Origin of the sequence: Shouchella patagoniensis (genome assembly GCF_002019705.1) — a bacterium.
Classification (GTDB): Bacteria; Bacillota; Bacilli; order Bacillales; family Bacillaceae_D; genus Shouchella; species Shouchella patagoniensis.
In genome coordinates this window covers 3,063,452-3,077,698 of record NZ_KV917377.1, presented here as the reverse complement: position 1 = coordinate 3,077,698, position 14,247 = coordinate 3,063,452, and the positions used below count along the sequence as shown (strand labels likewise).

Below are 14,247 nucleotides of genomic sequence, written 5' to 3'. Positions count from 1 at the left end.
ATAAACAATCTCAGAGGTGGTTTCCTCAGCCATTATAATTGAAGTGAAATATACTTCACCTCTAAATACTCTTCAATCCCCCAATGGCCACCTTCACGTCCAAGACCACTTTCTTTCATCCCGCCAAAAGGGGCTTGCGCCACTGATGGTAATCCATCGTTTAAACCAACAATTCCATATTCTAACTGTTCCGAGATCGTAAGCGCTTCTGTAATATCACTAGAATACACATATGCAGCTAAACCAAAAGGCGTATTATTTGCACGTTTGATTACCTCGCTCACAGATTGAAATGTTGCAATTGGCGCCAACGGACCAAATGTTTCTTCGTTCATGCAAAGCATCTCATCCGTAGCATTTACTATAATTGCTGGTGTCTGGAAATGGCCCCTTTTTAAATGTGGCTCTTGTCCGTAGATGACTGTTCCGCCTTTTTCTTCTGCATCGATGACATGATTTTGGACTTTTTCAACGGCAGCTTGATTTATTAATGGACCAATATCAGTTCCTTCTTCCAGTCCATCTCCCGTTTTTAACGTTCTCATCGCTTGATTAAAGGTCTCGACAAATGTTTCCTGAATCGATTCATGTACATATACACGATTTGCACAAACACATGTCTGTCCACCATTTCGATACTTTGAAGCCATTAACCCTTCAACTGCTTTCTCGATATTGCCATGCTCCGTTACAATAAACGGAGCATGCCCACCAAGTTCAAGGGAGAGTTTTTTTACAGTATCAGCAGCTTGTTTCATCAGTAATTTCCCAACCTTAGTAGACCCCGTAAACGATACTTTTCGCACCCGATCATCAGCCATCCATGTTTCCCCAATAACGGCTGCATCCCCAGTTATTAAATTAATAACACCTTTAGGAATACCAGCCAACCGTGCCAACTCAACAATTCGATATGCAGTGAAAGGTGTTAATTCGGACGGTTTCACGACAGCTGTGCAGCCAGCGGCAAGTGCTGGACCCAATTTACGCGTCAGCATAGCCGCAGGAAAGTTCCAAGGCGTAATCGCTGCAATAACGCCAATGGCCTGCTTCTGGATAAAGATTCGCTTGCTTGCTGATGCAGCTGGAACCGATTCCCCATAAACACGTTTGCCTTCTTCTGCATACCAAGATAGAAAACTGTTCGCATAACGGACTTCGCCAATTGCTTCTTTAAGCGGCTTCCCTTGTTCAAGCGTCATCAATTTGCCAATTTCTTCAGCTTCCCTTTCAATCAATTCATGCCACTTTTGCAAGTACGCACCACGCTCTGCAGCTGTTTTAGAACGCCATTCGGGCAAAGCTTCAGCTGCCGCGTCAACAGCTGCAACGGCTTCTTTTTTACCCGCGCTAGCCACTGTCCCGATTATCTCTTTGGTGGCGGGATTTTCTACTTCAATTAAATCATCCGTTAGAACGCACTCATTGTTAATAAATAAAGCATGGTTCATCAATTAAGCACTCCTTTTTTCATCTTTATCAACGTCTTTTGTAAACGTCTGATCGTTCTCTCCATTAAAAAATTGTTTGCCATAAATAAGCAAGCAAAGAATGACACCAACAGCAAATGCCCAAGCAGCTCCTTTTACTGCAAGAATGGCGGCCACAATTCCTGCTATGCCTAAGTCTCGTTGACTTTTTGCTTCCAAGATGCCAATTCGCACGCTGACGTATCCTTGAATCAATAATGTTAACGCCATCGCAACACCAAGGATTGGTTCAACCAAACTGACAATTGGTAAGAGCAATAAGCCCGTATTCGTACCTAAGCGAAATGAACCCATTCCTCCAAAAATCGAATGCATCGATTTTTTCCCTTCCTTAAATCTTTCCGTAATGACTACTTGCATCGCCGCCCAAGTTGGGCCAGCCATTGTCACATCTGGTCCGATAATGCTCATAATTGTATTGCGTCCACCAAAAATTAAATGAGCACGGTTTGGGTTATAGTCTATTTTTTCATCTTGGCGAATACCATCCGCTTCTTTTAAAATCGCCTTTGCTTGAAGAATATCTCCAAATAAAACGAGATAGACAGCAAAAACAGTCGGCAAACAAGTGATGAACATCATTAGTGGCGGAAAACCAACTCCAAATAACGTATATTCATTCCACAACGTAATGAAATCAGGTTTAGAAAAACCCCATTCAATTGCTGGCCAAGGCGCCTCTCCAAATAAAGGTGCAACAACTACAGCTAGCAAAATGATAGGTAAAATACCTAGCTTGCCAATTAAACCATACAACCCGCCATTTCCTTTTAAGTGTTGAAAATGCTTTGAAAACATCAAGTAGAAGCCTATTCCGATCGCTATTGAGATTGTCCACGGAAATGATTCAAATCGACCTCCTACTTCAAAAATAGTAATGACAGCGATAATTCCTGCTCCAAGAATAACGCCCGATTTGATCGCACTAGGAACAAATCGAACGACTTTGCTAGCTAAACCTGTCATTCCTAAAATAATCGACAGCAAACCTAATGTGAGTTGAAAAGCAATGAGCGCATGGACTTTCTGATCCTCTGGAAAAGCAGACACATAAATCATAATTAATGGTATAGCTGGTGTAATCCAACCTGGAACAACTGGGTCGCCTAACAAATGATGCGTCAAGTAGAAAAGACCATTTAATATAACTACAGCAAGAGCCGCTTCAAACGGCATGCCTAACAATTCCATAAGAAGCGGGATTGCTGCAAGGTCAACTGCGCACATGAGGAGTCCTTGAACATAATCCGGCCACTCAAACCGATAATGGACGAATGGAACTCGAAGTTTAAATGGCCCAAGAGGAACATACGGTGTTTCTTGGCCATATTGCCGCTCTCTCCACTTCATCTCTTATTACCGCCCTTCGAAAGCATCTTCGTAAATCGAATAAATCTCATCACGAGTCAACTTACGGGGATTGTTTTTTAATAAGCGGTCTATTAAAATCGCGTCATCAGCCATGGAACTTAAATCATCACGTTCAATCCCAAATGACTTTAAACTGTTTGGAATATTCACTTGCATACACAAACGTGTCATAACAGAAATTGCAGAATCAGCTGCATCATTTGCGCTCAATTTCGCAGTCCTTTCACCAAGAGCAACAGCCACATCCCCTAATCGCTCGATACAAGCAATCTTATTTGCTTTCATAACAAAAGGTAAAAGCAAAGCATTGCTCACTCCATGCGCCATATTAAAACGACCACCAAGGGGATAAGCAAGAGCGTGGACCGCACCAACTCCAGCATTACCAAACGCCATTCCTGCCATTAAACTTGCAGTTGCCATCTCTTCTCTCGCTTCTAAGTTGTCCGGATTTGCATATGCGATTGGCAAGCTTCTTGCAATCATTTCCATTGCACGCAGCGCTAAGGAATCAGTAACTGGTGACGCATGAACAGATAAATAAGCTTCGATCGCATGAACAAGTGCATCAATACCACTAGATGCTGTGACGCTTGGTGGCGCTGTCCGAGTCATATCCGGAGAGACAATTGCAACGTCTGGCAATAAATAATCGCTTGCTATTCCTTTTTTTAACTGCGCCTTTTTATCAGACAAAATCGCGATATTTGTCACTTCTGATCCAGTTCCCGCGGTTGTTGGAATCGCAATTAGTGGTGCCCCCTTTTTAGGAACTAAATCTGTGCCGATAAAGTCAGCAAGATCACCGTCGTAAGTAGCATAAACAGAGGCTGCCTTTGCCGTGTCAATAGCACTTCCTCCCCCAATTGCAATAAATCCATCATATTGCCCATCCACAAACGCTTTTTTGCAATCCTCTACTACAGAAAATGCTGGCTCTGGCTGTACATCTAAAAACTGTCCATAAGAAGTCCCAGCTAATACACTTGATATCTCCTTGATTAACCCTGCATGATCAATTATTTTATCACTTACTATTAATGGATTCTTCATACCTAGCCTCAGGGCCTCGTCTCCTAATTGGGCTGTTGCCCCTGCTCCCGTCAAAATCTTGTAAGCGCTTTTAAAAGTTTGTACACTCATTTTTTTGCCTCCTATTTCATTTGTTACTATAGGGACAAGCAAAAACTGTGCCAATTCAAAAAGCGCTTACTTATGCGGTTTAGATCCATCAATCGATTTATTTTTTGATCAAACGATTAAAATATCAATCACTCCCTCTTATTTCGTTTTGTCACAAGTGTCGATTGGCTTATTCCTAAGGCTTGCGCAGCAGCTCTAGTGTTTCCATGCTCCATCATTGCTTTTTCAATTAGTCTCTCCTCTAACGTTTGAACAGCTTCTTTTAATGTTCGCTTTGGATTTGATTTCTTATGGAGAATGTGTGTCGGCAGCTGATCCATACCCACCAATACATTCATAGAAGTCGCAACAATACATTCAATAGCATTTTTTAATTCTCTAATATTCCCTGGCCAGTGGTACCATTCCAAAACATGAACGACGTCTTTACTTAACTGAATTTGTCGATTGTGGCGCTCATTAAATTCATTTAAAAATAAATGAATTAACCGTTTCACTTCTTTCGGACGTTCTCTTAATGGTTTAATCGTCATTGGAACCACCGCTAAACGGTAGTACAAGTCTTCTCGCAACTTCCCTAATTCAACCAACTCTTGTAGCGACTGATTTGTAGCTGCAATAATTCGTACGTTCACCTCCTTTAGTTCCGTTGATCCAACTGGTGTATAACGAAGTTCATCTATTACTTTTAATAACCGCGTTTGTAATAAAAGTGGTAACTCTCCAATTTCATCCAAGAACAATGTTCCACCATTCGCTACTTCTATAAGTCCTTTCTTCCCTTTTGCAAGCGCTCCGGTAAAAGCTCCTGGAGCATACCCAAACAATTCAGATTCAATCAACGCTTCACTGAGCGCACCACAATTTACAACGACAAATGGATGCTCTTTTCGCAATGAATGCTCATGAATAAATGCCGCTACTCTTGTTTTTCCTACACCACTTTCACCAAGTAAACATACTGTTGCAGTTGTCTGCGCTACCCGCTTGGCCGTTTTCAGAAAGGAAACCGTTTCCACATCTTCTGCAACGATGGTAGCCCCTTTTCCAGCCGATACATGATGATCAATCTCTGCCTGCCACTCTTTTAAATCCTCAAGTTCTGCTTGCATCGCTAATAGATCGGTCATATCACGAACGACACTAACAACAAATAGTAGTTCACCATCTTTATTAAACGCCGGTGTCCCAGAAACCATCGCATTGCGCCCATTAGCAAGCCGCTGCATTCTTGTTATGGCTTGCTTTTGTTTAATGACTTCCAAAGAGATCGACCTTGATATGTAACCTAATTTTTCCATATCACGCATATGCATACCAATAATTTGTTTTGCTTGTATACCCGTTATACGTTCATATGCTTTATTCACTTTTAAGGTAATCCCAATACCATCTGTTACATATAATCCGTCATATAACGAATCCACTAACACCGCAAACATGTCACTCTCTAAAAAAGATTGAAATTGATCTTGCATATGTAGTTGCGGTTTTTGCAGTAAAAATGTTTCAACCGGCATATCTGCAAAACCAGATTGAATTGCTTGTCTGATTTCACCTAGTATAGCTGTCCCGATACGCTTATTCGATTGATTAAAGACTTCCATATACATGCAATTTGCTTTTGTCATAGCAACTAGTGCAATCGCTAAAGAATCGGTTCCTTTCAACACTCGCTCCTCTCCTCTCTTTAATCATTGTAGGAGAATTAACTGAAAACAACCAGTCTAATCTTCTGCCCCTACATATAAAAAAGCGAGGGAAATCCATTACCCTCACCTTAATCATTTATTTTTTCAACATGCCATGTGGATCAATCACAAACTTTTTCGCTGCTCCCCCGTCAAAATCACTATATCCATTAGGAGCTTCATCAAGGGAAATAACTGTCGCGTTAACAGCCTTTGCGATTTGGGCATTCCCAGATAGAATCAATTTCATTAACTGTCGATTGTATTGCATCGCTGGAGTTTGCCCTGTAACAAATGTATGTGCCTTTGCCCACCCTTGTCCGAATCGCACTTTCAAGGAACCTGTTTGTGCATCCTTATCTGTAGCTCCTGGATCTTCTGTGACATAGAGTCCTGGAATTCCTAACTTTCCGCCTGCTTGAGTAACCTCCATTATCGTATTTAATACTACTGCTGGTTGTTCCTCCGCACCTTCACCATGTCCAGTCGCTTCAAATCCTACTGCGTCGATTGAAGAATCTACTTCAGGTACACCAAGTATTTGTTCAATTTGTTCACCTAAGCGATCATGCTTTTGTAAATTGACTGTTTCACAACCAAAACTCTTCGCTTGCTGCAATCTTTCTTCATTCATATCTCCAACAATGACTGTAGAAGCACCAAGCAATTGAGCTGAATGTGCTGCCGCTAAACCAACAGGACCAGCACCCGCCACATACACCGTTGATCCAATTTGCACACCTGCCGTATAAGCACCATGGAACCCTGTAGGAAAAATATCCGAAAGCATCGTTAAATCAAGAATTTTTTCCATTGCCTTTTCTTTGTTCGGAAAAACCAGCAACTGAAAATCAGCATAAGGGACCATAACATACTCCGATTGACCGCCGACCCAACCACCCATATCTACATAGCCATAAGCCGAACCTGGACGATCTGGATTAACATTTAAACAAATATGTGTTTTTTGTTCTTGGCACATCACACACCGTCCGCAGGCAATATTAAATGGGACTGATACAAGATCACCTTTTTTAATAAATTCAACATCCCTACCTACTTCAATAACTTCGCCAGTTATTTCATGTCCAAGTACCAACCCTTCAGGAGCTGTCGTTCGGCCACGAACCATATGCTGATCACTGCCGCAGATGTTTGTGGTGACCACTTTTAAGATAACGCCGTGCTCGCATTTTCGACCAACATTTGAAGCTGGAACACCTGGACCATCTTTTAAAACAAGGTCAGGGTAATTGATATCTTGAATCTCGACCCCTTTCTTACCCATATAAACAACTCCACGATTACCAACCATTAAGAACCCCTCCTACTTCTACGTATTTTGACTTGTAACTAACTCTTCAAATGCATGAGCACCAGCTTGAGCAACCATGACATCGTCATCCACACTACTTCCACTCACGCCAATTGCACCGATCACTTTATCTCCATTTTTAAGAGGAATCCCACCACCAAATACGACAATTCGTCCATTATTTGTTGTGTTTAATCCATACAATTCTGCATTTGGAACAGTAGGTTCTTCCAATGCTTTCGTTTCCGTTTTCAAAGCAACTGCGGTCCATGCTTTATTCTGAGAAATATCAACACTTGCGAGCCAAGCATCATCCATCCTATGAACGGCAATTAAGTTTCAACCGCTATCAACAATAGAAATGACCATTTTCACACCAACACTTTCGGCCTCTGCTTCAGCAGCTGCAATAAGCTGTTTCGCCATGTGCAAATTAAGCTCCATTCTCAACACACCTTTCTTATTTGATTTGAAAACGATTTCTATTTCCTCTATAACCTACTTATCACTTTTAAAACACATAATTTTTATTAAATTTAAATCGATCATTTTTTTAAAAGCATTTCGTAAACACAAACAATCTCACTTGTTATCCAATGATTGCCATCTTTCTCTTCTGTTGATACAATTAATATAATCAAATAAATCAGATATCTTTATGGAGGTAACCATGAGTGTAAAAACCATCTTAAAGTCCTTCGGAATATATTCTAAAGAAGAGCCTACTAGCATATACCCATTTTCGCCCGTTTATCATGTAGACAATTATATAGCCAAGCGTACCCAACGCCCCTTGCTTTTCGCGCAACGATTAATGGAATATACGAGCATGCTCGCCGCAAATGACGTTTCTGTTGTTACTCCAGTAAAAGGAATAAGCCCAAATCCAAAACAAGTTCAAAATGATATTTATGTTGTATATCCATTTATTGATGGCGATGTATATATAGGAGAACCTGAACAGATCCAAGCAGCTGGTGCACTTTTGGGACAAATTCACGCATTATCTCCTTCAGTTAATACATACCAATTAAAACCATATGATGTATATGACTTTTACGATTCTGAAGTAGAGGATAGCATTAGAAACATTACTAATCTCACTAAGCAACACGATGTAGCTATTCATACGTCTCGTTTAAACGAAAAATTGATTCAAATTGTTAATCAACAGGAAACGATAAAAGACATAGGATTACCCCATGTTGCTACTCCTCATGATTACAAAGCAAATAACTTAATCTTTACACCAGAACCGTACTTAATTGATCCAGATAACGCAGCTTGGATTCCTAGAACTTTTGACCTTGCTCTCTGTTTGCTCTTATTTCATAATGAAATGTCCTCAGCCCCTAATAGGGTATTTACAACTAACGAATGGGCGTTATTTATGAAAGGATATTCCCCCTATGTCATCCTGACTGAAAAAGAATCTATGCACTGGCAACAGTCGATCGAACATGTCTTTTTAGATGAAGTGATGTGGCTAATGGCTGATGTTCCAGAAGATTGGATGAACCCTTCCCAAAGATCGTTATTTGAGAGTCTTGTTGATACTTTGTTTTGTTTAGATGACTATCCCCTCTAATAAAAAAAGGCGCCCAGTTACTTGCGCCTTTTCCAACCTTCGTCATATAGCCCTGGCTCTTCAATCCGTAACAATTCCGTTTCTAACCTTTTTCGAAAATGGAGCTTATTAAAGCCAAAATAGACTGCATAGAAATTGGTTTCTTCATTCCATAGTTGGTCAATATATGCTTTTTTCTTTTCTCCACCAAGTTCTTGTCTATAAATCTCTTCAGCAACTTCCTGAAGGTTCAACTTCTCTCTATCCTCAAATAAGAGCAGAGATGGTTTATCTGCAGTTGCTTGATAGTAATGAAGCAACTTAACTAAATCTGCTCGATTATATCCAAGGTGACCTTTACTGTTTTTAAATTGGATGTTCTCTGCTTGTCTAATTGCTTCTTGTTCACCTAATAAAGCGAGGGTAGGAAGAGCTGCTACAAAGTCTTTATAACTCTCTTCCAATTGGTCATAAACAAGAATATCTATACTCCGTTCATTCATCGCAGGGTCAGAAAAAGAATAAATTCCAGTCGGGACAGTCTGAAAAAATGGAATGCGTTCCACTAAAGACTCTTGTTGAGCAGTTCCCACTCCATACAAGGCTTGTTCACTCCTCCGCATTGAAATTAAACTCTTGTTATTAAGATTTTTTCGACTCGTCGTTTTGACTGTATCCGCAGCCTCATCTTTATATAACTTTCGTGGATTGACCCAAGCAATCGTCTCTTTCCAGTCATCAGTAAATGTCACAATATAGGCTTGATTCGTTCCTCCAGCTTCGCCACCGCGTAGTGCCCTGCCAATCATTTGCGTCATTAAGATTCGCGAGGTGGTCGGACGTGTTAAGAAAACGGTTTTTACATCGGGTAAGTCGGTCCCTTCCGTAAGCATATTTACATTGATTAAGACATCAAGTTCCCCTCTCTTAAATGAGCCAATTCGTCCGCGATTCTCTTCATTTGTTTTTCCACTCTTAGAGATGATATAGTCCGTCCGAAAGCCCCTTCTTTGGAAAAGTTCATTTAAAATCACTGCATGATTTCGATTGATTGCAAAGACGAGGGTTTTACCGTATCGAGTGTCATTCATTGCGTATTCGTCTACAATAAGTTGATTTCGCCTGCTATTATCTGCAAGATGCTTCGCGATATGATCAGGCAAGATGTCCAATGATTTAATGCTTTGCAGCTCCTGAGTTGTTAAACCTGCAGCTTGATCAAGCTTTGTTTGTAACTCTTTAAAAATTGGTTTTGCTAATATTCCTCTAGCAATTAGAGTTCTGAGATCAATTTGATAAACGATATCATCCCTGAATAGTTTCTTTAACAGCCCTTGCTCTGTCTCAACTGTACGGAACGGTGTTGCTGTTAAGCCTAACAGTATTGGACGACTATATAATTTCATTGCATCAATAATATGTTTATACGTTCTTGCGGTCGCATGATGAGCTTCATCAATAACAATTACTACTTCTTCGTCTTCATTTAACCAATTTAATAGAAAACGGTCGATTCCACTGTTTAAGCTATCTTTGCTTGCAATAACGACATCATCTAACGGACTTACTCCGAGTGCATGACCATGATCCACATGTCCAGAAACAACCCGGCATTGGAAAGCGTTGCGTCCATTCAGTTGTTCACGATAAGCCTGCTGCTTAAATGCATAGAACGCTTGCTCAAGTAGTTCATGACGATGTGCGAGCCACAGTACTTTTTTCTTCCTTTTAACTGCAAAAGAGAGAAGCCACCTGACAGCTGTCATTGTTTTTCCTCCACCTGTTGGAATCGCAATGATACCAGCAAATCGTTTATGCACAGCTTTATTTAATGCATCAATCGCATCTTCTTGATGAGCAAACAATGAAATGGGATTGTTGCCTTCTCTCACCACTACATACCTAATAAACTTGTCATTTTGCTCTTTCCTTGTTTCCTTGCCAGCAAAAGTCACCCATTCTTCCATTTTTAATTCATGCCATTGTTTATTTCGTTTTGTAGTATAAGCAATCAAGCCAGCGCGACTTAGCTGTTGATCTACTTTGGCAACTAGTTGAGGCGTGCGTCGTTTATATCCCATGCGCATTAAAAATGTACGTAACTTAACTGTCATACGTTTGTTTTTTCTTTCCAAGACTTCTAATTTAATTGCATTTATCGTTTTTTCGATTTTAGACATACGTTACTCTGCTCCTTATACATCGCCTATTGATTATACGTTAGGTAGGACCAGAGTGAAACATGAAAAAGCAGGAATCATACTCACTTCCTGCTACCCTCATATCATTAAAACATACTTAACGAGTACTGTTTTGACATCATCTCAAGCAATTTCATTCCAGCAATTGAATTTCCTTTGTCATCTAATGATGGTCCATAAATACCAATACCACACTTCTTTGGAATGGATCCCATTATCCCACCCGAAACGCCACTTTTCGCAGGAATTCCCACGTTAATCGCAAACTCTCCTGAAGCATTATACATCCCACACGTCACCATGAATGTTTTACAAATACGCGCAACATCAATTGGTAAAAGCTGTTCATCTGTTTCTGGATCACGACCGTCCATCGCGAATACACACCCAATTCGTGCTAAATCCATACAATTCATCTCAATCGCACATTGTTTTGTGTAAAGATCCATTAATTCTTCTACCCCTTCATTAATAACGCCATGCTGTTTCATATAAAATGCAAGTGAGCGATTTAAGTCCGCTGTTTCATATTCCGATTTGGCAATTTCCTCGTTATAGGCAATCTTTTCGTTATTTGCCAAACAACGGATAAACTCAAGCAGACGTTCCAACCTCTCTCCAACAGATGCTCCTTCAATCATATGCGTAACCGCGAGTGCACCAGCATTAATCATTGGATTTAACGGCTTAGAAGGGCTATTTGTCTCTAACTTTGCAATGGAATTAAAAGGGTCACCAGTCGGTTCCTTTCCTACCCAATTAAAAACATGCTCCTCCCCTTTATCAATTAATGCCAAAGCAAGGGAAAGAACCTTCGAAATGCTTTGTAGTGTAAAGTTCTCTTGCGTATCACCTGCAGAAAACAATCTTCCATCCGGATAATAAAGAGCGACTGAAACTTTTTCTTGCTCTGCATGCGCCAAAGCAGGTATGTAATCAGCTACACTTCCTTGGCCCGTTACATCCTTCGCTTGATTAACCAAGAGCTGAAGTTCATCACTAGACCGACATAACATAAGCAACCTCCTCTTAAATCCCCGTTTGAGTGTAATCTTCTCTTATAGAGTATGCACAATACTCCCCCTTTCCATTTCCTTTTTGAAACGAAAACAAACCACCACCCCTTTTAAGGAGCGGTAGTCAATAAATGGTCAAATTCTATTACCAAACAAAACCAAATCATGGTAATTCCCACACTAATTCCTATTTGTTAAGACAGTTTCACTAACTCTTTATCAAATCTTTAATAGATATGGGAGAATTTTTTCAGTACACTTAATTAAAAGAAAAACGTAATTAGGGGGCGACTGCCGTGTATTCACAAGAAGATATAAAAGCTGTTGAAAAGAGAGCAGAGAGGTTTCTACCAACCGCGACTAGCGAGCTATCTGCCTATCTACGCGCAATTGAAGATTATGTAAGAAGCAAACGAAGCAGCCTTAGTTTTGATCAGGCAGAACATTTGGAGACCCAACTCCTCGTTCACTATGGTTTAGAATAACTATGATAGAACGAATTCTATACATAAAGAACAGCATATAAATGTTGTTCTTTTTATTTTTCCAGTAGAAAACAATTCATGCTAAACTTAAAGCAGATACATAATTGATTCATAAAGGGGAGTTTATGAACTATGCCTACGATTCACGCTGAAGGTTATCATTCATTTACAGTTGAAAGTGGAAAAAAACTCGTACTTGCTCTTGAAGACAACGGAGTAGACATTCTTCACCGTTGTGGCGGAAATGCTCGTTGCACAACCTGCCTGTGCGAAGTCATCGATGGGGATGCAGGACCGATTGGTGAAGCTGAAGCTGGCGCCCGGGAAAAGAAAGGAATTGAAGACGACAACATGCGCTTGTCATGTCAAATCCGTGTAACGAATGATCTAAAAGTAAAACCGTTGCGCACTGCTACAAGTGAACAAATGGATCCAGGAAAACGACCGGAAGAATGATAAAAAAAGGAGGCTGTGTCTGTCTAACACAGCCTCCTTTAATTTATTTAATTCCATACTTCTTTTAAAGCACTTCGAAACATACAATTAAGTTTCTCTGTCGAGTCTACTTTCTTTTCATCGACCGAATGTGCATATTTCTCTAATTCTTCAAACGCCTCATCAAAGTAGGTATGAAATACGGAAATCCTTTTCTCCAAATCTAGTTCCATCCCACTCATTTTCCCCTCCAGTAACTGATTAATTTGTTGCCTTAACTCGCCTTTTGGAATAAGCTGATTGACCAGCGTTTGAAATGAGAGAGGTGGAAATGTATTATACCTCATCATCCATGTCGCTGCTAAAATAGGTCGAAGCACATAAAAGTGTTTTTTTATTCGAACGACCTCTCCTTGCAAATACTCACGATAATTATTGTTTGCCATATTTAAGTAATGGTGAATACAAGACTTTGGTGATACCATCTCTGCCTTTATATTTCGTAACTATGCTGCTACTGAGCTAAATTCATAATAAACAATATCTGATTGAAGCCATTCAAGTAAGGGTGGGTTTGATTTTCTTAACAATTTCGCCGCTTTCGTAAAATCCCAACCAGAAATATCAAGATCTTTGTTTATTGGCACTGCAATTACATCGCGGTTTTTGCCAATACCTATTGGGTCAATCGATAAATAATGTTCTGGCTTATGGAAATAAATGAAGCGAACATCGTAGTCACTATCCACAGATGGGAAGCCCCATGCCCTACTGCCTGACTCACAAGCATAAATGATTTTAACATGGTAATGATGCTCAATTGCTTTTAACTCTTTTTTAATCGCTTCTTCCATACCTTCGCCCCTTGTATATAGTTATTTCTCCAGAAAATAAGCTCTTACATCCTGCCAATTGTTCACACGCGTATAACCGGTTGCTTGAATATTATGAGGGGCCGTATATAACAGCCCTTCTCCTGTAAACCGTTCTAGTTGCCATAAATTATCATCAATTAAATAGTCAGCTTTTATCACACTTTTATCACCACAAAAAACAAAATGTTGATCATTTAAAAATGGGAAATGTTCTTGCAACCACTCATATTTAGCAGTAAAAGAAGTTGGAAAGTGCATAGCCGCAGTTGCAATATAAACTTCATACCTCTCGCTTAATTCTTGTATTACTTCCTGGCTATCTTTCATTACTTCAAGATCCCTAAAGTAAGTTGGATCCTTCATGTAACTCCTAATTTCTTTTTCTAGTTCTGGTCGTAATTCACGTAGTTTCTTCCCATGTAAATCTTCAATTGTCAGCTGCTCTCCATAATCCGCATTAAACAATGTTAGATGTTTTTTATTAAAATCAGCCATCACTTCATCCATATCTATTGCAATTCGCTTTTTCATCATTATGTCCCTCCATCGGTTTCTCTATATTTAGCATAACACGAGTCGATGAAAGAAATAATTAGAAACCTTTTCTCATTTTGGTTCGTAAGTATAACAATCAGTTTTACAATATGGTATCGTTAAA

General features: G+C 39.9%; 13 protein-coding genes and 1 pseudogene. 3 read left to right on the top strand and 11 right to left on the bottom strand.

Features of this window, described 5'->3' with window-relative positions:
* Positions 1-32 precede the first annotated feature (32 nt).
* The 7 genes from BK584_RS16210 to BK584_RS25595 form a co-directional block, all read right to left on the bottom strand.
* Entirely contained in the window at positions 33-1,451 is a 1,419-nt protein-coding gene (locus BK584_RS16210; protein WP_078393527.1) for an NAD-dependent succinate-semialdehyde dehydrogenase, read from the bottom strand.
* A 3-nt stretch (positions 1,452-1,454) separates the two neighbouring features.
* The gene (locus BK584_RS16205; RefSeq protein ID WP_078393526.1) at positions 1,455-2,840 is read right to left on the bottom strand and encodes a hypothetical protein; all 1,386 of its coding nucleotides are present in this window, start codon (positions 2,838-2,840) and stop codon (positions 1,455-1,457) included.
* Positions 2,841-2,846: 6 nt separating this feature from the next.
* On the bottom strand, positions 2,847-4,004 hold the full coding sequence (locus BK584_RS16200; protein WP_078393525.1) for an iron-containing alcohol dehydrogenase: 1,158 nt from the start codon (positions 4,002-4,004) through the stop codon (positions 2,847-2,849).
* Between the two features lie 128 nt (positions 4,005-4,132).
* A complete protein-coding gene (locus tag BK584_RS16195; protein WP_245808884.1) occupies positions 4,133-5,677 on the bottom strand; it encodes a sigma-54 interaction domain-containing protein in 1,545 nt (514 codons plus the stop codon).
* Positions 5,678-5,792: 115 nt separating this feature from the next.
* The gene (gene fdhA, locus BK584_RS16190) at positions 5,793-7,010 is read right to left on the bottom strand and encodes a formaldehyde dehydrogenase, glutathione-independent (protein WP_078393524.1); all 1,218 of its coding nucleotides are present in this window, start codon (positions 7,008-7,010) and stop codon (positions 5,793-5,795) included.
* 18 nt (positions 7,011-7,028) lie between these two features.
* Positions 7,029-7,343, bottom strand: coding sequence for a GlcG/HbpS family heme-binding protein (locus BK584_RS16185; protein WP_367579328.1), 315 nt, complete (start codon positions 7,341-7,343; stop codon positions 7,029-7,031).
* Positions 7,344-7,349: 6 nt separating this feature from the next.
* On the bottom strand, positions 7,350-7,454 hold the full coding sequence (locus BK584_RS25595; RefSeq protein WP_367579298.1) for a heme-binding protein: 105 nt from the start codon (positions 7,452-7,454) through the stop codon (positions 7,350-7,352).
* A 226-nt stretch (positions 7,455-7,680) separates the two neighbouring features.
* Between BK584_RS25595 and BK584_RS16180 the strand changes: the two genes are divergently transcribed.
* Positions 7,681-8,598 carry a phosphotransferase gene (locus BK584_RS16180; protein ID WP_078393523.1) on the top strand — a complete coding sequence of 306 codons (918 nt, stop codon included), beginning with the start codon at positions 7,681-7,683 and terminating at the stop codon, positions 8,596-8,598.
* 17 nt (positions 8,599-8,615) lie between these two features.
* On the opposite strand, the gene BK584_RS16175 is transcribed toward BK584_RS16180, so the two are convergent.
* Together BK584_RS16175 and glsA are read right to left on the bottom strand one after the other, a co-directional pair.
* Positions 8,616-10,757: a DEAD/DEAH box helicase gene (locus BK584_RS16175; protein ID WP_078393522.1), complete on the bottom strand. Its 2,142-nt coding sequence runs from the start codon at positions 10,755-10,757 to the stop codon at positions 8,616-8,618.
* A gap of 107 nt (positions 10,758-10,864) precedes the next feature.
* Positions 10,865-11,794: a glutaminase A gene (glsA, locus tag BK584_RS16170; RefSeq protein ID WP_078393521.1), complete on the bottom strand. Its 930-nt coding sequence runs from the start codon at positions 11,792-11,794 to the stop codon at positions 10,865-10,867.
* Positions 11,795-12,090: 296 nt separating this feature from the next.
* On the opposite strand from glsA, the gene BK584_RS16165 reads away from it, so the two are divergent.
* Positions 12,091-12,279: a hypothetical protein gene (locus BK584_RS16165; protein WP_078393520.1), complete on the top strand. Its 189-nt coding sequence runs from the start codon at positions 12,091-12,093 to the stop codon at positions 12,277-12,279.
* A gap of 132 nt (positions 12,280-12,411) precedes the next feature.
* Complete coding sequence (locus tag BK584_RS16160; protein WP_078393519.1) at positions 12,412-12,735, top strand: 2Fe-2S iron-sulfur cluster-binding protein; 324 nt, start codon at positions 12,412-12,414, stop codon at positions 12,733-12,735.
* 47 nt (positions 12,736-12,782) lie between these two features.
* On the opposite strand, the pseudogene BK584_RS16155 reads toward BK584_RS16160, so the two are convergent.
* Together BK584_RS16155 and BK584_RS16150 are read right to left on the bottom strand one after the other, a co-directional pair.
* Positions 12,783-13,568 (bottom strand): annotated as a pseudogene (locus tag BK584_RS16155) (nucleotidyltransferase domain-containing protein).
* Between the two features lie 21 nt (positions 13,569-13,589).
* A complete protein-coding gene (locus BK584_RS16150) occupies positions 13,590-14,123 on the bottom strand; it encodes a 5' nucleotidase, NT5C type (RefSeq protein WP_078393518.1) in 534 nt (177 codons plus the stop codon).
* Between the last annotated feature and the right edge of the window lie 124 nt (positions 14,124-14,247).

Coding starts and splice junctions, on each gene's coding strand:
- BK584_RS16175 (WP_078393522.1), bottom strand. CDS start 10,757: ATGTCTAAAATCGAAAAAACGATAAATGCAATTAAATTAGAAGTCTTG.
- BK584_RS25595 (WP_367579298.1), bottom strand. CDS start 7,454: ATGGAGCTTAATTTGCACATGGCGAAACAGCTTATTGCAGCTGCTGAA.
- BK584_RS16180 (WP_078393523.1), top strand. CDS start 7,681: ATGAGTGTAAAAACCATCTTAAAGTCCTTCGGAATATATTCTAAAGAA.
- BK584_RS16200 (WP_078393525.1), bottom strand. CDS start 4,004: ATGAGTGTACAAACTTTTAAAAGCGCTTACAAGATTTTGACGGGAGCA.
- fdhA (WP_078393524.1), bottom strand. CDS start 7,010: ATGGTTGGTAATCGTGGAGTTGTTTATATGGGTAAGAAAGGGGTCGAG.
- BK584_RS16160 (WP_078393519.1), top strand. CDS start 12,412: ATGCCTACGATTCACGCTGAAGGTTATCATTCATTTACAGTTGAAAGT.
- BK584_RS16210 (WP_078393527.1), bottom strand. CDS start 1,451: ATGAACCATGCTTTATTTATTAACAATGAGTGCGTTCTAACGGATGAT.
- glsA (WP_078393521.1), bottom strand. CDS start 11,794: ATGTTATGTCGGTCTAGTGATGAACTTCAGCTCTTGGTTAATCAAGCG.
- BK584_RS16150 (WP_078393518.1), bottom strand. CDS start 14,123: ATGATGAAAAAGCGAATTGCAATAGATATGGATGAAGTGATGGCTGAT.
- BK584_RS16205 (WP_078393526.1), bottom strand. CDS start 2,840: ATGAAGTGGAGAGAGCGGCAATATGGCCAAGAAACACCGTATGTTCCT.